Origin of the sequence: Candidatus Methylopumilus planktonicus, from assembly GCF_000981505.1 — a bacterium.
Lineage (GTDB): Bacteria > Pseudomonadota > Gammaproteobacteria > Burkholderiales > Methylophilaceae > Methylopumilus > Methylopumilus planktonicus.
Map to the genome: position 1 here is coordinate 206,856 of NZ_LN827929.1, position 16,923 is coordinate 223,778.

Here is a 16,923-nt window from a genome sequence, read left to right on the forward strand (position 1 = left end):
TACGGATGAATAAAATTCGTAAAGGTGACAAAGTCATTTTAAATACAGGCAAAGACAAAGGCAAACAAGGCGTTGTTTTAAGCGTTCTTAAAACAGGGCATGTTGTGGTTGAAGGTTTAAACATGGTAAAGAAGCACACAAAACCTAATCCTGCTAAAAATATTCAAGGTGGAATAGTCGGCAAAGAAATGCCACTTAATATTTCTAACGTTGCTTTACTTAATAACTTGACTCAAAAAGCTGACAAAGTCGGAATTAAAAAATTAGATGATGGCAAGAAAATCCGTGTTTTTAAATCAAACAACGAAGCAGTTGACGCATAGGAAAAGAAATGGCTCGATTAAAAGAATTTTATAAAACAGAAGTCATTAAAAAAATGACTGACCAATTTGGTTATTCATCACCAATGCAAGTCCCCAGAATTGAAAAAATTACTTTAAATATGGGTGTAGGTGAAGCAGTAGCTGACAAAAAGATCATGGAACACGCTGTAGGCGACATGGAAAAAATTGCTGGGCAAAAAGCTATTGTCACTAAAGCTAAAAAATCAGTGGCAGCATTTAAGATTCGTGACGATTATCCGGTAGGTTGCAAAGTGACTCTTCGAAGAGATCGTATGTATGAATTTTTAGATCGACTTGTGACAGTTGCTATTCCGCGAATTAGAGACTTTAGAGGGATTTCTGCTAGATCATTTGATGGTCGTGGAAATTACAATATGGGTGTTAAAGAGCAGATCATTTTTCCTGAAATTGAATACGATAAAATCGACGCATTAAGAGGGATGAATATCACAATTACAACGACAGCTAAAACTGACGAAGAAGCAAAAGCATTGTTATCTGCGTTTAGTTTTCCATTTAGAAACTAGGTTTAGACTATGGCTAAAATGTGCATGATAGAACGTGAATTAAAACGACGTAATATGGTTGAAAAATTTAAGACCAAACGTGCTGCTTTAAATCAAATTATCTTAGATATAAACGCATCTTCAGAGCAAAAACAAGAAGCGAGACAGAAGTTACAAAGTTTACCCCGTAATTCAAGTCCAGTTAGATTAAGAAATCGTTGTTCTCTAACAGGTCGTCCAAGAGGCGTCTACAGTAAGTTCGGGATTGGTCGAAGTAAATTAAGAGATTTAATGATGCGAGGCGAAGTGCCTGGCGTGATTAAAGCAAGTTGGTAATAGGAGAAAAATAATATGAGTATGAGCGATCCAGTTGCCGATATGCTAACCAGAATTAGGAATGGTCAAGGTACTAATAAAGTATCTATCACCATGCCTGCATCTAAATTAAAAAAAGCTATCGCAAACGTTTTAAAAGATGAAGGCTATATCGAGAATTTTGCTGAACACGAAGTGCAAGGCAAGCCAGTATTAAATATTGAATTGAAATACTACGCCGGCAGACCTGTTATTGAAAAAATTGAAAGAGTAAGTAAGCCAGGTTTACGAGTTTATAAAGCAAGCCAAAGTATTCCAGAAGTAATGAATGGTCTTGGTGTGGCAATCGTGTCAACATCTAAGGGAGTTATGACAGATAGAAAAGCAAAGGCTGCAGGTATTGGCGGCGAAGTGCTTTGCTATGTGGCTTAAGGAGAGAATATATGTCACGTATAGCTAACGCACCCGTAACGATTCCTCCTAAAGTAGAGGTTTCAATTAATGATTTGAATATTTCAATTAGTGGGCCGATGGGCAAATTAAATCAGTTCATTACATCTAACGTTAAATTAAATAATGACGGTCAAGTAATTACATTTGCAGCTGCTGATGAATCTCAGCAAGCAAATGCAATGGCTGGCACAATGCGTGCACTTGTTGCAAACATGATGAAAGGTGTTTCTGAAGGATTCGTAAGAAAACTAACTTTAATTGGTGTTGGATATAAAGCTCAGGCGCAAGGTGCAAATCTTAATCTCGATTTAGGTTTTTCACATCCCGTTAATTACAAAATGCCTGAAGGCATTAAAGTTGAAACGCCAAGTCAAACTGAAATTATTTTAAAAGGTTCTGATAAGCAATTAATAGGTCAAGTTGCTGCTCAAATTAGAGCGTATCGACCACCAGAGCCATATAAAGGTAAAGGCGTTCGTTATTCAGATGAGAACGTAATTATCAAAGAAACTAAGAAAAAATAAAGGTTGAGATATGTATAATACAAATCCCCGTTTACGTCGCGCCAAGAAGACACGAGCAAAAATCGCTGAGCTTCAAGTGACAAGACTCAGTGTTCACAGAACAAATACAAACATTTACGCCCAAATCATAAGTGCTGGCGCGAATAAAGTTTTAGCAAGTGCCTCTTCACTTGAAGCAGACATTAAAAAAACTTTAAAGAATGGCGGCAATATTGAGGCAGCAGCTCAAATAGGCAAACGTATAGCTGAAAAAGCAAAAAAAATCGGAATTACAAATGTGGCATTTGATAGATCAGGTTATCGCTATCATGGCAGAGTTAAAGCTTTAGCAGATGCTGCTAGAGAAAACGGCTTATCTTTCTAACCCCAATAATTTAAATAGGTCAAAACATGGCAAAAGATTTAGAAAATCAACAAACGCAAACAGACGGTTTAAGAGAAAAAATGATTGCTGTTAACCGGGTTACTAAAGTAGTTAAGGGCGGCCGAATCATGAGCTTCGCTGCGTTAACTGTTGTAGGTGATGGAGACGGTTCAGTTGGTATGGGAAAAGGAAAAGCAAGAGAAGTGCCTGTGGCCGTTCAAAAAGCAATGGACGAAGCTAGAAGAGGCATGCTCAAAGTAAAACTAAATAATGGCACCTTGCAACATGCAGTAATAGGCGAGCATGGCGCTGCAAAAGTATTCATTCAGCCCGCTTCAGAAGGTACTGGTATTATTGCTGGTGGCGCTATGAGAGCGATTTTCGAAGTAATGGGCATTACTAATGTTTTAGCAAAATGTATTGGATCAACGAATCCATATAATGTTGTCAGAGCAACATTGAATGGACTTGAATCAATGAATACACCGGCTGAAATTGCTGCTAAACGCGGTAAATCAGTAGAAGAAATTAGAGGCTAATCAAATGGCAAAAATAAAAAAAGAAATTACAGCTGGTTTAAAAGTTACATTAATTAAAAGTTTAATTGGTAGAACTGAACCTCATCGGGCAACGGTGAAAGGATTAGGTCTTAGAAGAATACATCATACAGTTGAGTTGCAAGACACTCCTGCGATTCGAGGCATGATTAATGCAGTGAATTACTTACTTAAAGTCGAAAAGATATAAAGAGAAATTATGAAACTAAATACATTAAAACCAGCAGTTGGTTCTAAAAAAGTAGCAAGACGTGTTGGCCGAGGTATTGGTTCCGGTCTTGGAAAAACAGCTGGACGTGGCCATAAGGGACAAAAATCCAGAGCTGGTGGATTCCATAAAGTCGGTTTTGAAGGCGGTCAAATGCCGATTCAAAGACGTCTTCCAAAACGTGGATTTAAATCATTAACACAAAAATTAACTGCACGCGTTAGAACAAATGAACTCAATTTAGTTGAGTCAGACAATATTGATTTGCTCGTATTAAAAGCGGCAAAATTAATTTCCGATAATGCAAAGACAGCAAAAGTATATTTGTCTGGCGAAGTGAAAAGAAAATTAACAATCCAAGGTTTATTGCTAACTAAGGGCGCTCGAGCTGCGATTGAAGCGGCTGGCGGAAAAGTAGTAGAAGTTTGAGAATTTAATTTTGGCTCAAGATAATTTATTAGGTGCTTTAGGTAAGACAAGCGAATTAAAAAATCGCATATTGTTTGTTTTAGGTGCCATTATTGTTTATAGACTTGGCGCTCATATTCCAGTACCTGGGATTGATCCGCTTGAGCTTAAAAAATTATTTGATTCACAAAGCGGTGGCATCTTGGGAATGTTTAATATGTTCTCTGGAGGTGCGCTAAGTAGATTCACCTTATTTGCATTAGGGATCATGCCTTACATTTCTGCATCGATCATTATGCAATTATTAACTGTAGTCTCGCCTCAGCTTGAACAGTTAAAAAAAGAAGGCGAAGCAGGTAGAAGATCAATAACAAAATATACGAGATACGGCACAGTGATGTTAGCCGCATTTCAGGCGCTTGGAATCTCAATTGCGCTTGAGTCTCAACCAGGGTTAGTACTTGATCCGGGATTGGCTTTTAGACTCACATCAGTTGTAACTTTAGTCAGTGGAACAATGTTCCTTATGTGGTTAGGCGAGCAAATCACTGAAAGAGGTATTGGTAACGGTATCTCAATTATTATTTTCACAGGTATTGTGGCTGGATTGCCAAGTGCATTGGGAAGTACACTTGAGCTAGCTAGAACGGGTGCATTTTCAATACCATTAGTTTTCTTCTTGTTTGCGGCAACTATTTTAGTAACAGCGCTGGTGGTTTTTGTTGAAAGAGGCCAGAGAAAAATCACTGTTAACTATGCGAAAAGACAAGTTGGCAACAAGCTATATGGGGGCCAAACCTCTCATTTGCCTTTAAAACTAAATATGGCGGGTGTCATCCCACCTATTTTTGCATCAAGCATTATTTTATTTCCAGCGACTTTAGCTGGTTGGTTTGGATCTAGTGAAAAAATGTTGTGGCTTAAGGATGTTGGAGCTGCGATTTCACCAGGACAGCCTATTTATATTTTTCTATTCGCAGTAGCGATAGTGTTTTTCTGCTTTTTTTACACCGCTTTGGTTTTTAATCCAAAGGAGACAGCAGATAATTTGAAAAAAGGCGGTGCGTTTGTTCCTGGTATTAGACCGGGAGAGCAAACAGCAAAATATATCGACCAAATTATGGGTAGATTAACTTTAGTAGGTGCTGTGTATATAACGCTTGTATGTTTATTGCCAGAGTTTCTAATACTTAAGTTTAATGTTCCTTTTTATTTTGGAGGTACATCGTTATTAATTATTGTAGTAGTGACGATGGATTTTATGACCCAGGTTCAATCTCATCTGATGTCATATCAGTATGAGGGATTACTTAAGAAAGCTAACTTTAAAGGCGGCGCTAATGCGCTTAGATAGCCTTTAATCAATGGCAAAAGAAGATACGATTGAGATGCAGGGGGAGATTATAGAAAATCTTCCAAATGCAACTTTTAGAGTTAAGTTGGAAAATGACCATATTGTATTGGGTTATATATCAGGAAAAATGCGTATGAACTATATTCGTATTCTTCCAGGAGATAAGGTGACGGTAGAAATGACACCTTATGATTTAACCAGGGCAAGAATTACGTTCAGGGTTAAATAAGTAATATTTAATTAAAATTTAAGAGGTATAAAAATGAGAGTTCGCGCATCCGTAAAAACATTATGCCGAAACTGTAAAGTTGTTAGAAGAAGAGGTGTTGTGAGAGTAATTTGCTCAGATCCTCGACATAAGCAACGACAAGGATAAGGGTGGGTTGTTAATTGTTAAAAATTCAACAACCTGTTAAAATATAAGGCTTTTTATTTAATTTGCCATTTTTTTTGGAGTAAGTTATGGCCCGTATTGCTGGGGTGAATGTACCCGATCATCAACATGCAGAAATTGCTTTAACAGCAATTTATGGCGTTGGAAGAAACACCGCAAAGAAGATCTGTATTGCGGCAGGAATCATTGCGACTGCTAAATTAAAAGATTTGAACGATGCTGACGTGGAAAAGCTTCGTGATCAAGTTGCGAAAATTAAGGTTGAAGGTGACTTACGAAGAGAAGTCACAATGAACATTAAACGATTGATGGATCTTAGCTGTTACCGAGGCGTAAGACACAGAAGAGGTCTTCCAGTAAGAGGCCAAAGAACTAAAACTAATGCAAGAACAAGAAAAGGCCCTGTTAAAGCAATTAAACAGGCTAAATAAAAAAGGTTTAAGGATTATTTATGGCAACAAAAGCTAATGTTCGTGTAAAAAAGAAAGTTAAGAAAAATGTGGCAGAAGGTATTGCTCACATTCACGCATCTTTCAATAACACAATCATCACAATTACAGACAGACAAGGTAATGCATTGTCTTGGGCAACATCTGGCGGTGCTGGATTTAAAGGCTCAAGAAAAAGTACACCTTTTGCAGCGCAGGTTGCAGCTGAGGCAGCAGGTAAAGCGGCTCAAGAGTGCGGTGTAAAAAATCTTGAAGTAAAGATTAAAGGACCAGGTCCTGGAAGAGAATCTGCAGTGCGTGCACTTAATGCTGCAGGATTTAAAATCACGAGCATTCAAGATGTGACACCAGTGCCACACAATGGTTGCCGTCCACCTAAGAAAAGAAGAATTTAATAAGTTGAGCATTGAATTGCTCATTGAAACAGGAGAGTTATTTTGGCAAGAAATCTAGATCCTAAATGTCGTCAATGTAGAAGAGAAGGCGAAAAACTTTTTCTCAAAGGCGAGAAATGTTTTACTGACAAATGCGCTATTGAAAAGCGTAATTTTCCTCCTGGCCAACACGGACAAAGAAGAGCGAGCCGCTTATCAGATTATGGCGTTCAATTAAGAGAGAAACAAAAGCTCAGAAGAATCTACGGAATCTTAGAAGCACAGTTTAGAAGTTATTACGCTGAAGCGGATAGAAAAAAAGGCATTACCGGTGAAAATCTTCTACAGCTTTTAGAGTGTAGATTAGATAACGTTGCTTACCGAATGGGTATCGGCGCTTCACGAACAGAAGCAAGACAAATTGTAAGACACAACAGTCTTCTAGTAAATGGCCGAAGAGTGAACATCCCTTCATATCAAGTTAAGCCGGGTGATGTTCTATCAGTCGCAGAAGCATCTAAGCAACAATTAAGAATTAAAGGTTCAATTGAAGCTGCAGAGCAAAGAGGTTTTCCTGAGTGGATTGAAGTTGACGTAAAAGGTCTTAAGGGTACGTTTAAAAACAAACCGCTACGCGATGATTTGCCAGCAACAATTAATGAATCGCTCGTTGTTGAGCTTTATTCGAAATAATTAAATAAGAATTATTGATAAGGATACATAATGCAAAATAGTCCTACAGAATATTTAAAACCAAGAATCGTAAATGTTGAAGTTATAAACCCGGTAAGAGCTCGCGTAACTCTAGAGCCTATGGAAAGAGGTTTTGGCTTTACGTTAGGTAATGCATTAAGACGCGTTTTATTGTCTTCAATTCCTGGCTTCGCAATTTCCGAAGTTAAGATTGATGGCGTAGTTCATGAGTATTCAACTTTAGATGGCGTGCAAGAAGACGTGGTTGATATTCTTTTGAATTTAAAAGGTGTTGCATTAAAGCTTCATAATAAATCTGAGACAACTCTCACATTAAACAAAACTACCGAAGGTCCGGTGACAGCTGCTGATTTTGAAACAAATCACGATGCTGAAATTATCAATCCAAATCATTTAATTGCACACCTTACAAAAGGCGGAAAATTAAATTTAGAAGTTAAAGTTGAAATGGGTAGAGGTTATCAACCAGTTCCAGCAAGAAGAAAATCAAATCAGGAAGATAAAACTCTAGGTTTTATTATGGTAGATGCTTCTTTTAGCCCGATCAACAAAGTAAGTTATTTTGTTGAGAGTGCTCGTGTAGAACAAAGAACAGACTTAGACAAATTGATCATGGATGTTGAAACGAACGGCGTTATTGATGCTGAACAAGCAATTAGAGACGCTGCTAGAATTTTAATGGGACAACTTTCTGTATTTGCAAACTTGGAAAGTGCTTTAACTGAAGTTGAAGTGAAGCAAGCGCCTCAAGTCGATCCAGTCTTATTAAGACCTGTTGATGATTTAGAGCTCACTGTTAGATCAGCAAACTGTTTAAAAGCAGAAAATATTTATTACATTGGCGATTTAATTCAACGAGGTGAAAATGAGCTTTTAAAGGCTCCAAATCTTGGAAGAAAATCACTTAACGAGATTAAAGATGTTCTCGCTTCTAAAGGCTTAACTTTAGGTATGAAATTAGAGAACTGGCCTCCAGCAGGTTTAGAAAAAGCGTAATCATTAAATAAGAAAAATTTGAGGGTAAGAGTATGCGTCACGCAAATGGTCATAGAAAACTAAATAGAACGAGCAGTCATCGACAAGCAATGTTGAGAAATATGGCTACCTCTCTATTAAAAAATGAGATTATTAAAACTACATTACCAAAAGCTAAAGAGCTTAGAAAAGTAGCTGAACCTCTTATTACGTTAGCAAAAAATGCAACCCTATCTAATAGACGTTTAGCCTTTAGCCGTTTAAGAGATAGAGATATTGTGACTAAGTTATTTGCTGAGTTAGGTCCGCGTTATAACACAAGAAAAGGTGGCTATTTAAGAATATTGAAGTGCGGCTTCAGAGATGGAGATAATGCGCCTATGGCCTTTGTTGAGCTTGTAGATAGACCTATTGTTGAAGTTGCAGCACCTGCTCCTAAAGAAGAGGTAGTAGCAGAATAAAGTACGATCAGATAAATAAAAAAGCCAGCTAATGCTGGCTTTTTTATTGTCTTTGTTAAAGCTTAAAATTATTTAATTTTTGCTTCTTTATAAATTACATGTTTTCTAACGACAGGATCAAATTTTTTGATTTCCATCTTGTCAGGCATGGTTCGTTTATTTTTTGTTGTGGTATAGAAATGTCCAGTACCAGCACTAGACTCTAATTTGATTTTTTCACGCATATATATTCCTTAAATTTTCTGGCCAGCTGCACGCATTTTTTTAACAATAACATCAATGCCTAGTTTATCGATTGTTCTAAGCGCTGCATTAGTAATTCTCATTGAAACCCAACGATTCTCAGTTTCAACCCAAAATTTACGGTTTTGTAAATTAGGTAAAAAGCGTCTTTTGGTCTTGTTATTGGCGTGAGATACGTTGTTTCCAGACATTGGTTTTTTGCCGGTTAATTGACATACGCGAGCCATAATTTAAATCCTTTATTTGTTACAATAATTTCGAAAAAGAGTGTTATTAAACCACATAACCCACTGTCTTTTCAAGTGAATTCGTTAATTTTTACCTGTACTTCCAAAGCCACCTTCACCTCGGTCTGTCTCAGGAAATTCTGCTACAAGGTTAAATTTAGCCTGGATAACCGGCACGATGACCAGTTGCGCGATACGCTCCATAGGATTGAGCAGGAAGGCGTTCTCGCCACGATTCCAGCAAGAAACTAACAATTGACCTTGGTAATCTGAATCTATCAGACCTACCAAATTACCTAAAACAATACCATGTTTATGCCCTAAGCCGGATCTAGGAAGAATGAGGGCTGCATAAGCAGGGTCCTTAATAAATATAGAAATACCAGTGGGTATAAGAAAAGTTTCGCCGGGATTAATCGTTTGTACGTGCTCAGTACATGCTCTTAAATCGAGACCTGCTGAACCTGGTGATGCATAATTAGGCAGCATTTCCTCGATACGTTTATCCAAAATTTTAAAATCAATTATTAGGCTCATGTTATTTGTCCGAATTTATACGATGAGCTATTTCTTCTAAAATAGCTTTTGCTGCAACCATTTTATTTGATTTTGGTAAATCAATAACATCGTTTTTGCCAATTATTGAAACTTTAGTATCTTGTAAACCCATAGACTCATGAATTAAATTTGCCACAATTAAATCTAAATTTTTGGTCTTTAGTTTTTTTTGTGCATTTTCAATGAGATTTTCACTTTCTGCAGCAAAGCCTACTTTAAAGATTTTGTTTTTAGATAATCCTACTTCTTTAAGAATGTCGATTGTAGGTTTGAGCTGAAGCGTCATATCTAAATTGTCTTTTTTTAATTTCCCATTGAATTTTTCTTTGGGAGTGAAATCAGAAACAGCTGCAACACTTATAAAAATATCTTGTCCATCGATATGCTTAAGGACAGCTTCATGCATCGAATGTGCATTACTTGCATCAATAACATTTATATTTTTTGAAAATTTTTGATTGCCTGACTTAATTACAGTGACTGATGCACCCATAGATTCTGCAGCATTAGCGATTGCAGAGCCCATGTTGCCCGAGCTAAGATTTGTAATCGCTCTCACGTCATCGATCATTTCAATTGTGCCACCAGAAGTAATTAATATCTTTTTGTTTTTGAGGATTTTAGGTGTGAGATGATTTTGAATTGTTATGAATAATTCTTCAGTATCCATCATTCTTCCAAACCCTATATCACCGCAAGCTTGCTCCCCTGAATCGGGACCAAAAAACAACACACCATCTTTTTTCAATTGTGAAACATTACGTTGAGTAGCTTCATTGGCCCACATATGAACATTCATGGCAGGAGCAACGGCAATGGGGCAAGTTCTTGCTAAGCATAAGGACGATAAAAGGTCGTCAGCAAAACCATGCGATAATTTTGCTAGGAAGTTAGCGCTGGCAGGCGCAATAACAATGAGATCGTAATCCCTTGATAATTCTATATGCGACATCCCATTATTAGCATTGCTTTTCCATAAACTCGTTAAAACTTCTTTGCCTGATAGAGCCTGAAACGTAAGAGGCGTTATGAAATGACTCGCAGATTCTGTCATAACAATTTGAACGTCAAAGTCGTTTTTAACGAGAAGGCGAGTTAATTCAGCTGCTTTGTATGCAGCTATGCCTCCTGTAACGCCGATGATTATTTTATGAGATGCCAAGATAAGATTTACGCAGTCGCGATGAATTTAGTTATTTTAATTTTTATTAATTACATATAATTAATAGGTTGAGTGGGAAGTTAGTATATCAAAGATATATAAGGCAATAAATTAATTTAGATATCAGATCGGATACATTGTGATTAAAAAATACTTTAAAAATATAATTTGGATTCTACTAGCTATATTAGGGGCTCTCGCATTTTCAACAATTGCACTGAGTCGCAATGAGAGTATCAACGCCGTTTGGTTTATTACTGCTGCTGTATGTATATACATGATTGCTTATAGATTCTATGCAAGCTGGATTGCAGCAAAAGTTCTAGTCATTGACGAGCATAGAAAAACACCAGCTCTGAGACTGCAGAATGACAAAGACTTTATTCCTACAGATAAATGGATTGTATTTGGCCACCATTTTGCCGCGATTGCTGGGCCAGGCCCTTTGGTTGGCCCTACGTTAGCAGCCCAGTTTGGTTATCTTCCTGGCATGTTATGGATATTAATAGGCGCTGTATTAGGAGGCGCTGTTCAAGATATGACCACATTATTTTTTTCGACGAGGCGCAACGGAAAAAGTTTAGGACAAATGGCAAGGGATGAAATTGGTGTAATTGGTGGAACTGCTTCATTGATTGGTACATTTTTAATCATGGTTATTTTGATTGCTGTTTTAGGGTTGGTGGTTGTGAATGCTATGAAGCATAGCCCTTGGGCAACATCAACAGTTGCCGCAACAATACCTATCGCAATTTTTATTGGGATTTATTTAAGGTCCATTAGGACAGGCAGAGTCCTTGAGGCCTCATTAATTGGATTCGGATTATTACTTTTGGCCGTTTTTGCTGGAGGATTAATTGACCATTCCCAGACGCTACGAACTTATTTTGATCATGATAGTTTGACGTTGGCTTGGGCTATTATTTTTTACGGCTTTGCAGCAGCAGTTCTTCCGGTTTGGCTTTTGTTAGCGCCGAGAGACTATCTATCGACATTTGTAAAATTAGGTACGGTGATTGTTCTAGCGGTTGCAATTATAACCTTACAACCAGAAATCAAAATGCCAGCTCTGACCCAGTTTACAGATGGTACAGGCCCTATTTTTGGTGGCAGTCTATTTCCCTTTGTTTTTATTACCATCGCGTGTGGATCAATTTCTGGATTTCACTCTTTAATCGCTTCAGGCACAACACCTAAACTACTGGATAACGAAAAATATATTCCAATGATTGGATACGGTGCGATGCTTTTAGAATCTTTCGTAGCTATTATGGCCTTAATAGCCGCAACAGTATTAGAGCCAGGTATCTTTTTTGCAATTAATAGCCCTGTGGGAGTTGTTGGATCAGAAGCTGCCGATGCCATTCAAAAAATAAACTCATGGGGATTTAAAGTGACAGTTGAGGAAATGGAATTGCTTGCAAAAAATATGGGTGAAACATCACTTTTTGCTAGAACTGGCGGAGCCCCTTCATTAGCGGTGGGTATGGCAAATATATTTGGCAAGGCATTTGGTACAAACTTATTGGCGATGTGGTATCACTTTGCCATCATGTTTGAGGCAATATTTATTCTCACTACTTTAGATGCAGGCACTCGCGTTGGAAGATTTATGTTACAGGATATGATTGGCAACATTTACCCGAAGTTTGGTCAAACTTCATGGATGCCATCAATTATTTTAAGTAGCGCAATCGTTGTAAGCTGTTGGGGATATTTTTTATACATCGGTGTGATAGATCCTAATGGCGGTGTAAATATTCTATGGCCTTTATTTGGTATTGCGAATCAAATGTTGGCAGCGATTGCATTATCTGTAGGCACTGGCATTCTTATTAAATCGAACAAATTAAAATACGCTTGGGTCACCGGACTACCTTTAATTTGGTTAATTATTGTAACCACTACTGCTGCTTATCAGAAAATATTTAGTCAAGATATTAGAGTTGGATTTCTGGCAGCAGCTAGAGATCTGACAGATAAAATAAATATTGGGCTCATCGAGGACAGTAAAATTTCCATTACTCATCAGTTAATTTTTAATCAAAAACTAGATGCTTTTATTACTCTCTTCTTACTTATTATTTTGTGGACAGTAGTGATTGATATGTTAAGAATTTTATTTTTAAAAAAGAATTAATAAGTCATGCTAAAAGCAATTAAATTAATATATGTATTTTTACGAAGATTATCAGGAGATGATCTCTATGATCTTTATGTGATGAATCATAAGCAGTGTTCAAATAAACATAAGCTCATGAGTAAACAACAATTTTATCAAGCAACACTTGATAAAAAATGGAGTGGCATAAAACGCTGTTGTTAGCTTTTTTTAAAGAGATAAATACCAGCGATGAGCATAGGAATAGATAGCCATTGTCCCATTGAAAGATTGAGGAATAGTAGCCCTAAGAAATGATCGGGTTCCCTTGTAAATTCAACTAAAAATCTAAAAGTTCCGTATAGCATCAAAAAAACAGCAGATATCTGGCCTGTTTCCCTTTTCTGTTTTGAATAAAACCAAAGGGCTATAAACATGATAAAACCTTCAAGAAAGCATTCGTATAGTTGAGAAGGATGCCTTGCTAAGCTGTCTACATTAGGGAAGATCATACCTAAGAAAAATTGTGTGGGTCTTCCCCATAACTCTGCATTAATAAAATTTCCAATGCGACCAAATGCAAGACCAAGAGGAACCAATGGCGCGATGAAATCTAAAATCGACAGTAAAGATACTTTATATTTTTTGGCTAAAAGTATCATGGCGATAACTACACCTAAAAATCCGCCATGGAATGACATGCCACCTTTCCATAATGCAATGATCTCAATTGGCTGATTTATATAGTATTGCAATTGATAAAACAAAATATAACCTAATCGCCCGCCTGCAATAACGCCAATAGCACCATAAAAAAAAGCATCATCCAACATCTTTTCATTCCAAGATAGCCATAGACGCGTTCTGATTTGAACTTTACCTAACTGAAGAAATCCCACAAAAGCCAAAAGATACATAATTCCGTACCAATGAATTTGAAACGGTCCAAGATTAACTGCTACAGGGTCTATTTGGGGATGAATAAGCATAAGTTTGTTGTAATTATAAGTTAAAATAATTGTTTAAATTGATTGTAATTTTAAGAGGTCATTATGCCCGTATATCGCTCTAAAACGACTACTCATGGCAGAAATCAAGCTGGTGCCCGCGCACTTTGGCGCGCCACAGGCATGAAGGATGGTGATTTTACAAAGCCAATTATTGCAGTTTGTAATTCATTTACACAGTTTGTTCCAGGGCATGTTCATTTAAAAGATATAGGGCAGCTTGTAGCAAGAGAAATTGAAAAACATGGCGGTGTTGCAAAAGAGTTTAATACCATCGCAGTAGATGACGGGATAGCTATGGGGCATGACGGTATGCTATACAGCCTACCAAGCCGAGATCTAATTGCAGATAGCGTCGAATATATGGTTAATGCTCACTGTGCAGATGCCATTGTTTGTATATCTAATTGCGATAAGATAACGCCCGGCATGCTTATGGCAGCGCTCAGAATTAATATTCCCGTGGTCTTTGTTTCAGGCGGCCCTATGGAAGCGGGTAAGGTCAATTGGAATAGTGGAATCAAGAAATTAGATTTAGTAGATGCAATGGTAGCAGGCGCTGATACAAGAGTCTCTGATAAAGAATCCGATGAAATTGAACGATCAGCATGTCCAACATGCGGTTCTTGTTCAGGAATGTTTACAGCAAATTCAATGAACTGTTTAACCGAAGCCTTAGGATTAAGTCTGCCCGGTAATGGAAGTACTTTAGCAACTCATGCAGCTAGAAAAAAATTATTTCAAGAGGCTGGAAGAGTTATTGTTGATTTAGCGAAGCGATATTACGAAGGTGAAGATGAAAGTGCACTGCCTAGAAATATTGCAAGTTTTAAAGCTTTTGAAAATGCTATGACTTTAGATGTGTCTATGGGAGGCTCAACAAATACAGTTCTTCATTTGCTTGCGGCAGCTCATGAGGCTAAAGTAAATTTCACGATGAAAGATATAGATCGTATTTCAAGAAAAGTGCCTTGCTTAGCAAAAGTAGCGCCTGCCACAGATAAGTTCCATATGGAAGATGTTCACAGAGCAGGAGGTGTGATGGGAATTTTAGGAGAGCTTGACCGTGCAACTCTAATTCATAGGGATATTCCTACTATTCACTCTAACACTTTAGGTGAAGCAATAGATCATTGGGATATTGTGACGACCAAAAATGAGGAAGTAAAAAACTTTTATCGTGCAGCGCCAGGAGGTATACCTACTACGATTGCGTTCAGCCAGAGTATGCTTTATCCAACTTTAGACGACGACAGAACCTCTGGATGTATTCGAAATAAAGAAAACGCCTATAGCCAAGATGGTGGACTTGCAGTACTTTTTGGAAATATTGCACGTAATGGCTGCATTGTTAAAACAGCAGGTGTTGATGAGAGTATTTTGAAATTTAAAGGACGTGCGCGTATTTTTGAATCACAAGACGAGGCAGTTACTGCTATTTTAGGGGACAAGATTATTGCAGGTGATGTAGTTGTTATTACATATGAGGGGCCAAGAGGCGGACCTGGCATGCAAGAAATGCTTTATCCAACCACTTATTTAAAATCAAAAGACCTTGGTAAAGTTTGTGCACTTTTAACTGACGGAAGATTTTCTGGAGGAACTTCTGGATTAAGTATTGGCCATGTCTCCCCTGAAGCTGCTGAGCAAGGGGAAATTGCATTAATTGAAGAAAACGATCAAATTGAGATTGATATTCCAAATAGAACAATTAATTTAATGATTGACGATGTAATCCTTCTTCAAAGAAAAGATAAGATGAATGCTGATGTTAAGAATGCCTGGAAACCTAAACCAAGAATAAGAAAAGTTTCTCAAGCATTAAGAGCTTATGCATTAATGACTACAAGCGCTGATAGAGGAGCTATTCGGGATATTTCAAAGTTAGAGGAAATTTAATTTTTAAAATGATAAGTGAAAAATATATATCAGCTGCTGAAAGCTACAAGATTACACAAAATGAAATTGGTTTAAAATTTATTACGATTGATAATAGGCTTGCTTCAGCAAAGATTGCGCTTCAAGGCGCTCATATTATGCAATGGAAGCCACACGATATAAAAAATGAAGTGCTCTGGCTTTCAAGTAATACGAGATATATGCATGGAAGATCTATTCGAGGTGGCGTACCTATCTGTTGGCCTTGGTTTGGCGCTCACCCTACAGATGGAAGCTTTTGTCCGCATGGATTTGCTAGAGTTATTCCATGGCGTATTAATGAGGTTATTGATTTGGAAAGTGGAGCTACTAAAGTGACATTTGTAATGCTTCCAACGCCCGAAGTGAATAGACAGCTTTCATATCAATTTAATTTAGAATTTTCTATTACGATTGGTAGTTCAATCCATCTTGATCTTAAAACAACGAATTTATCTGAACAACCTTTCTTGATTGGTGAGGGATATCACACTTATTTTCAGATAAGTGATATTGAAAATATTGAAGTGACTGGATTAGAAAATAAAATCTATTCAGACAAAGCGAGGGGATATAAAAAATTCACTCAAGAAGATCAAATTAAATTTGATGCTGAATTTGATAGAGTTTATTTAAATACAAAAGATACATGTGTGATTCATGATAAGGGATTTGATCGAAAAATTATTGTACAAAAAGAAAACAGTGAATCAACAGTAATTTGGACGCCGTGGGATAAAAAAGTTAAAACTATGGTTGATATGGGGACTGAAGATGAATGGAAAAAAATGATCTGTGTGGAAAGTGTTAATGCGCTAGAAAATAGTGTTATGGTCTACCCGAATGAGTCTCATAACCTAATAGCTGAGTATTTAGTTCAAGAATATTAATAGTATAATTTTATTTAAATTGCTTTTAATTCAAATAAAATTAGGAGTATTATAATAATTGTAAAATCAATTTAAGGGCGGAAATAATATGAAATCAGTGATTCTAAGTATGGCAGTGGTTAGTATGTTTATAGCAAATCAAGCTCAGGCTGCAGATGCTAAAGCTGCTGAAGCATTAGCTCAAAAAAGCGGATGTTTAGCTTGTCATGCCGTTGAAAAAAAAGTGCTTGGACCATCTTATAAAGATGTTGCAGCGAAATATAAGGGCGACAAAGGTGCTGAAGCAAAATTAGCAGCCAAGATTAAAGCAGGTGGTAGTGGTGTTTGGGGCCCAGTTCCAATGCCGCCTCACCCTCAAGTTAAAAATGAGGATATCAAAACAATCGTTTCATGGGTTTTATCACTTTAATTAAGTTTT

27 protein-coding genes are annotated in these 16,923 nt (G+C 37.2%); 22 read left to right on the forward strand and 5 right to left on the reverse strand.

What is annotated here, in order from left to right:
* The first annotated feature begins 5 nt into the window (after positions 1 to 5).
* From rplX to rplQ, 17 genes are all read left to right on the forward strand, one after another.
* On the forward strand, positions 6 to 323 hold the full coding sequence (gene rplX / locus BN1208_RS01140; RefSeq protein WP_046486990.1) for a 50S ribosomal protein L24: 318 nt from the start codon (positions 6 to 8) through the stop codon (positions 321 to 323).
* 8 nt (positions 324 to 331) lie between these two features.
* Complete coding sequence (gene rplE, locus BN1208_RS01145; RefSeq protein ID WP_046486993.1) at positions 332 to 871, forward strand: 50S ribosomal protein L5; 540 nt, start codon at positions 332 to 334, stop codon at positions 869 to 871.
* A 9-nt stretch (positions 872 to 880) separates the two neighbouring features.
* Positions 881 to 1,186, forward strand: a complete 306-nt coding sequence (gene rpsN / locus BN1208_RS01150) for a 30S ribosomal protein S14 (protein WP_046486995.1) — start codon at positions 881 to 883, stop codon at positions 1,184 to 1,186.
* A 15-nt stretch (positions 1,187 to 1,201) separates the two neighbouring features.
* Positions 1,202 to 1,597, forward strand: a complete 396-nt coding sequence (rpsH, locus tag BN1208_RS01155) for a 30S ribosomal protein S8 (RefSeq protein WP_046486996.1) — start codon at positions 1,202 to 1,204, stop codon at positions 1,595 to 1,597.
* 11 nt (positions 1,598 to 1,608) lie between these two features.
* Positions 1,609 to 2,142 carry a 50S ribosomal protein L6 gene (gene rplF / locus BN1208_RS01160; protein WP_046486998.1) on the forward strand — a complete coding sequence of 178 codons (534 nt, stop codon included), beginning with the start codon at positions 1,609 to 1,611 and terminating at the stop codon, positions 2,140 to 2,142.
* Between the two features lie 10 nt (positions 2,143 to 2,152).
* Entirely contained in the window at positions 2,153 to 2,506 is a 354-nt protein-coding gene (gene rplR, locus BN1208_RS01165) for a 50S ribosomal protein L18 (protein WP_046487000.1), read from the forward strand.
* A 26-nt stretch (positions 2,507 to 2,532) separates the two neighbouring features.
* Positions 2,533 to 3,045 (forward strand): 30S ribosomal protein S5, encoded by a 513-nt coding sequence (gene rpsE, locus BN1208_RS01170; RefSeq protein WP_046487002.1) that lies wholly within the window; start codon positions 2,533 to 2,535, stop codon positions 3,043 to 3,045.
* A 4-nt stretch (positions 3,046 to 3,049) separates the two neighbouring features.
* Positions 3,050 to 3,253, forward strand: a complete 204-nt coding sequence (gene rpmD, locus BN1208_RS01175; protein ID WP_046487004.1) for a 50S ribosomal protein L30 — start codon at positions 3,050 to 3,052, stop codon at positions 3,251 to 3,253.
* Positions 3,254 to 3,262: 9 nt separating this feature from the next.
* Entirely contained in the window at positions 3,263 to 3,700 is a 438-nt protein-coding gene (gene rplO, locus BN1208_RS01180) for a 50S ribosomal protein L15 (RefSeq protein ID WP_046487005.1), read from the forward strand.
* A 10-nt stretch (positions 3,701 to 3,710) separates the two neighbouring features.
* Positions 3,711 to 5,033 carry a preprotein translocase subunit SecY gene (secY, locus tag BN1208_RS01185; protein WP_046487007.1) on the forward strand — a complete coding sequence of 441 codons (1,323 nt, stop codon included), beginning with the start codon at positions 3,711 to 3,713 and terminating at the stop codon, positions 5,031 to 5,033.
* A gap of 10 nt (positions 5,034 to 5,043) precedes the next feature.
* Positions 5,044 to 5,262, forward strand: a complete 219-nt coding sequence (gene infA / locus BN1208_RS01190) for a translation initiation factor IF-1 (protein WP_046487009.1) — start codon at positions 5,044 to 5,046, stop codon at positions 5,260 to 5,262.
* A gap of 33 nt (positions 5,263 to 5,295) precedes the next feature.
* Positions 5,296 to 5,409 carry a 50S ribosomal protein L36 gene (rpmJ, locus tag BN1208_RS07170; protein ID WP_082092808.1) on the forward strand — a complete coding sequence of 38 codons (114 nt, stop codon included), beginning with the start codon at positions 5,296 to 5,298 and terminating at the stop codon, positions 5,407 to 5,409.
* A gap of 86 nt (positions 5,410 to 5,495) precedes the next feature.
* The gene (gene rpsM / locus BN1208_RS01195) at positions 5,496 to 5,858 is read left to right on the forward strand and encodes a 30S ribosomal protein S13 (protein ID WP_046487011.1); all 363 of its coding nucleotides are present in this window, start codon (positions 5,496 to 5,498) and stop codon (positions 5,856 to 5,858) included.
* Positions 5,859 to 5,878: 20 nt separating this feature from the next.
* Positions 5,879 to 6,271 (forward strand): 30S ribosomal protein S11, encoded by a 393-nt coding sequence (gene rpsK / locus BN1208_RS01200; RefSeq protein WP_046487015.1) that lies wholly within the window; start codon positions 5,879 to 5,881, stop codon positions 6,269 to 6,271.
* 42 nt (positions 6,272 to 6,313) lie between these two features.
* Complete coding sequence (rpsD, locus tag BN1208_RS01205) at positions 6,314 to 6,943, forward strand: 30S ribosomal protein S4 (RefSeq protein WP_046487017.1); 630 nt, start codon at positions 6,314 to 6,316, stop codon at positions 6,941 to 6,943.
* A gap of 30 nt (positions 6,944 to 6,973) precedes the next feature.
* Complete coding sequence (locus BN1208_RS01210; protein ID WP_046487018.1) at positions 6,974 to 7,960, forward strand: DNA-directed RNA polymerase subunit alpha; 987 nt, start codon at positions 6,974 to 6,976, stop codon at positions 7,958 to 7,960.
* Between the two features lie 32 nt (positions 7,961 to 7,992).
* Positions 7,993 to 8,400, forward strand: a complete 408-nt coding sequence (rplQ, locus tag BN1208_RS01215) for a 50S ribosomal protein L17 (RefSeq protein ID WP_046487020.1) — start codon at positions 7,993 to 7,995, stop codon at positions 8,398 to 8,400.
* Between the two features lie 68 nt (positions 8,401 to 8,468).
* Here rplQ and rpmG read toward each other — a convergent pair whose 3' ends face one another.
* The 4 genes from rpmG to coaBC all read right to left on the reverse strand — a co-directional run bounded on the left by rpmG (position 8,469) and on the right by coaBC (position 10,590).
* Positions 8,469 to 8,624 (reverse strand): 50S ribosomal protein L33, encoded by a 156-nt coding sequence (rpmG, locus tag BN1208_RS01220; protein WP_046487022.1) that lies wholly within the window; start codon positions 8,622 to 8,624, stop codon positions 8,469 to 8,471.
* A gap of 9 nt (positions 8,625 to 8,633) precedes the next feature.
* A complete protein-coding gene (gene rpmB / locus BN1208_RS01225; RefSeq protein WP_046487024.1) occupies positions 8,634 to 8,870 on the reverse strand; it encodes a 50S ribosomal protein L28 in 237 nt (78 codons plus the stop codon).
* An 84-nt stretch (positions 8,871 to 8,954) separates the two neighbouring features.
* Complete coding sequence (gene dut, locus BN1208_RS01230; protein ID WP_046487025.1) at positions 8,955 to 9,407, reverse strand: dUTP diphosphatase; 453 nt, start codon at positions 9,405 to 9,407, stop codon at positions 8,955 to 8,957.
* Between the two features lies 1 nt (position 9,408).
* Positions 9,409 to 10,590, reverse strand: coding sequence for a bifunctional phosphopantothenoylcysteine decarboxylase/phosphopantothenate--cysteine ligase CoaBC (coaBC, locus tag BN1208_RS01235; protein WP_231854582.1), 1,182 nt, complete (start codon positions 10,588 to 10,590; stop codon positions 9,409 to 9,411).
* Positions 10,591 to 10,732: 142 nt separating this feature from the next.
* On the opposite strand from coaBC, the gene BN1208_RS01240 reads away from it, so the two are divergent.
* Together BN1208_RS01240 and BN1208_RS07440 are read left to right on the forward strand one after the other, a co-directional pair.
* The gene (locus BN1208_RS01240) at positions 10,733 to 12,730 is read left to right on the forward strand and encodes a carbon starvation CstA family protein (protein ID WP_046489150.1); all 1,998 of its coding nucleotides are present in this window, start codon (positions 10,733 to 10,735) and stop codon (positions 12,728 to 12,730) included.
* A gap of 6 nt (positions 12,731 to 12,736) precedes the next feature.
* Positions 12,737 to 12,916 carry a CstA-like transporter-associated (seleno)protein gene (locus BN1208_RS07440; RefSeq protein ID WP_046487029.1) on the forward strand — a complete coding sequence of 60 codons (180 nt, stop codon included), beginning with the start codon at positions 12,737 to 12,739 and terminating at the stop codon, positions 12,914 to 12,916.
* On the opposite strand, the gene lgt is transcribed toward BN1208_RS07440, so the two are convergent.
* Positions 12,913 to 13,680, reverse strand: a complete 768-nt coding sequence (gene lgt, locus BN1208_RS01250; RefSeq protein WP_046487031.1) for a prolipoprotein diacylglyceryl transferase — start codon at positions 13,678 to 13,680, stop codon at positions 12,913 to 12,915. The genes BN1208_RS07440 and lgt overlap by 4 nt on opposite strands.
* A gap of 63 nt (positions 13,681 to 13,743) precedes the next feature.
* Here lgt and ilvD point away from each other — a divergent pair, with 63 nt between their 5' ends.
* From ilvD to BN1208_RS01265, 3 genes are all read left to right on the forward strand, one after another.
* Entirely contained in the window at positions 13,744 to 15,597 is a 1,854-nt protein-coding gene (ilvD, locus tag BN1208_RS01255; RefSeq protein WP_046487033.1) for a dihydroxy-acid dehydratase, read from the forward strand.
* 8 nt (positions 15,598 to 15,605) lie between these two features.
* On the forward strand, positions 15,606 to 16,505 hold the full coding sequence (locus tag BN1208_RS01260; protein WP_046487034.1) for a D-hexose-6-phosphate mutarotase: 900 nt from the start codon (positions 15,606 to 15,608) through the stop codon (positions 16,503 to 16,505).
* Between the two features lie 88 nt (positions 16,506 to 16,593).
* Positions 16,594 to 16,914: a c-type cytochrome gene (locus BN1208_RS01265; protein ID WP_046487036.1), complete on the forward strand. Its 321-nt coding sequence runs from the start codon at positions 16,594 to 16,596 to the stop codon at positions 16,912 to 16,914.
* Positions 16,915 to 16,923: the final 9 nt, after the last annotated feature.

What these genes read in the sequence shown, in the direction of transcription:
- rplX (WP_046486990.1), top strand. Translation starts at nt 6, where the DNA reads ATGAATAAAATTCGTAAAGGTGACAAAGTCATTTTAAATACAGGCAAA.
- rplE (WP_046486993.1), top strand. Translation starts at nt 332, where the DNA reads ATGGCTCGATTAAAAGAATTTTATAAAACAGAAGTCATTAAAAAAATG.
- rpsN (WP_046486995.1), top strand. Translation starts at nt 881, where the DNA reads ATGGCTAAAATGTGCATGATAGAACGTGAATTAAAACGACGTAATATG.
- rpsH (WP_046486996.1), top strand. Translation starts at nt 1,202, where the DNA reads ATGAGTATGAGCGATCCAGTTGCCGATATGCTAACCAGAATTAGGAAT.
- rplF (WP_046486998.1), top strand. Translation starts at nt 1,609, where the DNA reads ATGTCACGTATAGCTAACGCACCCGTAACGATTCCTCCTAAAGTAGAG.
- rplR (WP_046487000.1), top strand. Translation starts at nt 2,153, where the DNA reads ATGTATAATACAAATCCCCGTTTACGTCGCGCCAAGAAGACACGAGCA.
- rpsE (WP_046487002.1), top strand. Translation starts at nt 2,533, where the DNA reads ATGGCAAAAGATTTAGAAAATCAACAAACGCAAACAGACGGTTTAAGA.
- rpmD (WP_046487004.1), top strand. Translation starts at nt 3,050, where the DNA reads ATGGCAAAAATAAAAAAAGAAATTACAGCTGGTTTAAAAGTTACATTA.
- rplO (WP_046487005.1), top strand. Translation starts at nt 3,263, where the DNA reads ATGAAACTAAATACATTAAAACCAGCAGTTGGTTCTAAAAAAGTAGCA.
- infA (WP_046487009.1), top strand. Translation starts at nt 5,044, where the DNA reads ATGGCAAAAGAAGATACGATTGAGATGCAGGGGGAGATTATAGAAAAT.
- rpmJ (WP_082092808.1), top strand. Translation starts at nt 5,296, where the DNA reads ATGAGAGTTCGCGCATCCGTAAAAACATTATGCCGAAACTGTAAAGTT.
- rpsM (WP_046487011.1), top strand. Translation starts at nt 5,496, where the DNA reads ATGGCCCGTATTGCTGGGGTGAATGTACCCGATCATCAACATGCAGAA.
- rpsK (WP_046487015.1), top strand. Translation starts at nt 5,879, where the DNA reads ATGGCAACAAAAGCTAATGTTCGTGTAAAAAAGAAAGTTAAGAAAAAT.
- BN1208_RS01210 (WP_046487018.1), top strand. Translation starts at nt 6,974, where the DNA reads ATGCAAAATAGTCCTACAGAATATTTAAAACCAAGAATCGTAAATGTT.
- rplQ (WP_046487020.1), top strand. Translation starts at nt 7,993, where the DNA reads ATGCGTCACGCAAATGGTCATAGAAAACTAAATAGAACGAGCAGTCAT.
- rpmG (WP_046487022.1), bottom strand. Translation starts at nt 8,624, where the DNA reads ATGCGTGAAAAAATCAAATTAGAGTCTAGTGCTGGTACTGGACATTTC.
- rpmB (WP_046487024.1), bottom strand. Translation starts at nt 8,870, where the DNA reads ATGGCTCGCGTATGTCAATTAACCGGCAAAAAACCAATGTCTGGAAAC.
- dut (WP_046487025.1), bottom strand. Translation starts at nt 9,407, where the DNA reads ATGAGCCTAATAATTGATTTTAAAATTTTGGATAAACGTATCGAGGAA.
- BN1208_RS07440 (WP_046487029.1), top strand. Translation starts at nt 12,737, where the DNA reads ATGCTAAAAGCAATTAAATTAATATATGTATTTTTACGAAGATTATCA.
- lgt (WP_046487031.1), bottom strand. Translation starts at nt 13,680, where the DNA reads ATGCTTATTCATCCCCAAATAGACCCTGTAGCAGTTAATCTTGGACCG.
- ilvD (WP_046487033.1), top strand. Translation starts at nt 13,744, where the DNA reads ATGCCCGTATATCGCTCTAAAACGACTACTCATGGCAGAAATCAAGCT.
- BN1208_RS01260 (WP_046487034.1), top strand. Translation starts at nt 15,606, where the DNA reads ATGATAAGTGAAAAATATATATCAGCTGCTGAAAGCTACAAGATTACA.
- BN1208_RS01265 (WP_046487036.1), top strand. Translation starts at nt 16,594, where the DNA reads ATGAAATCAGTGATTCTAAGTATGGCAGTGGTTAGTATGTTTATAGCA.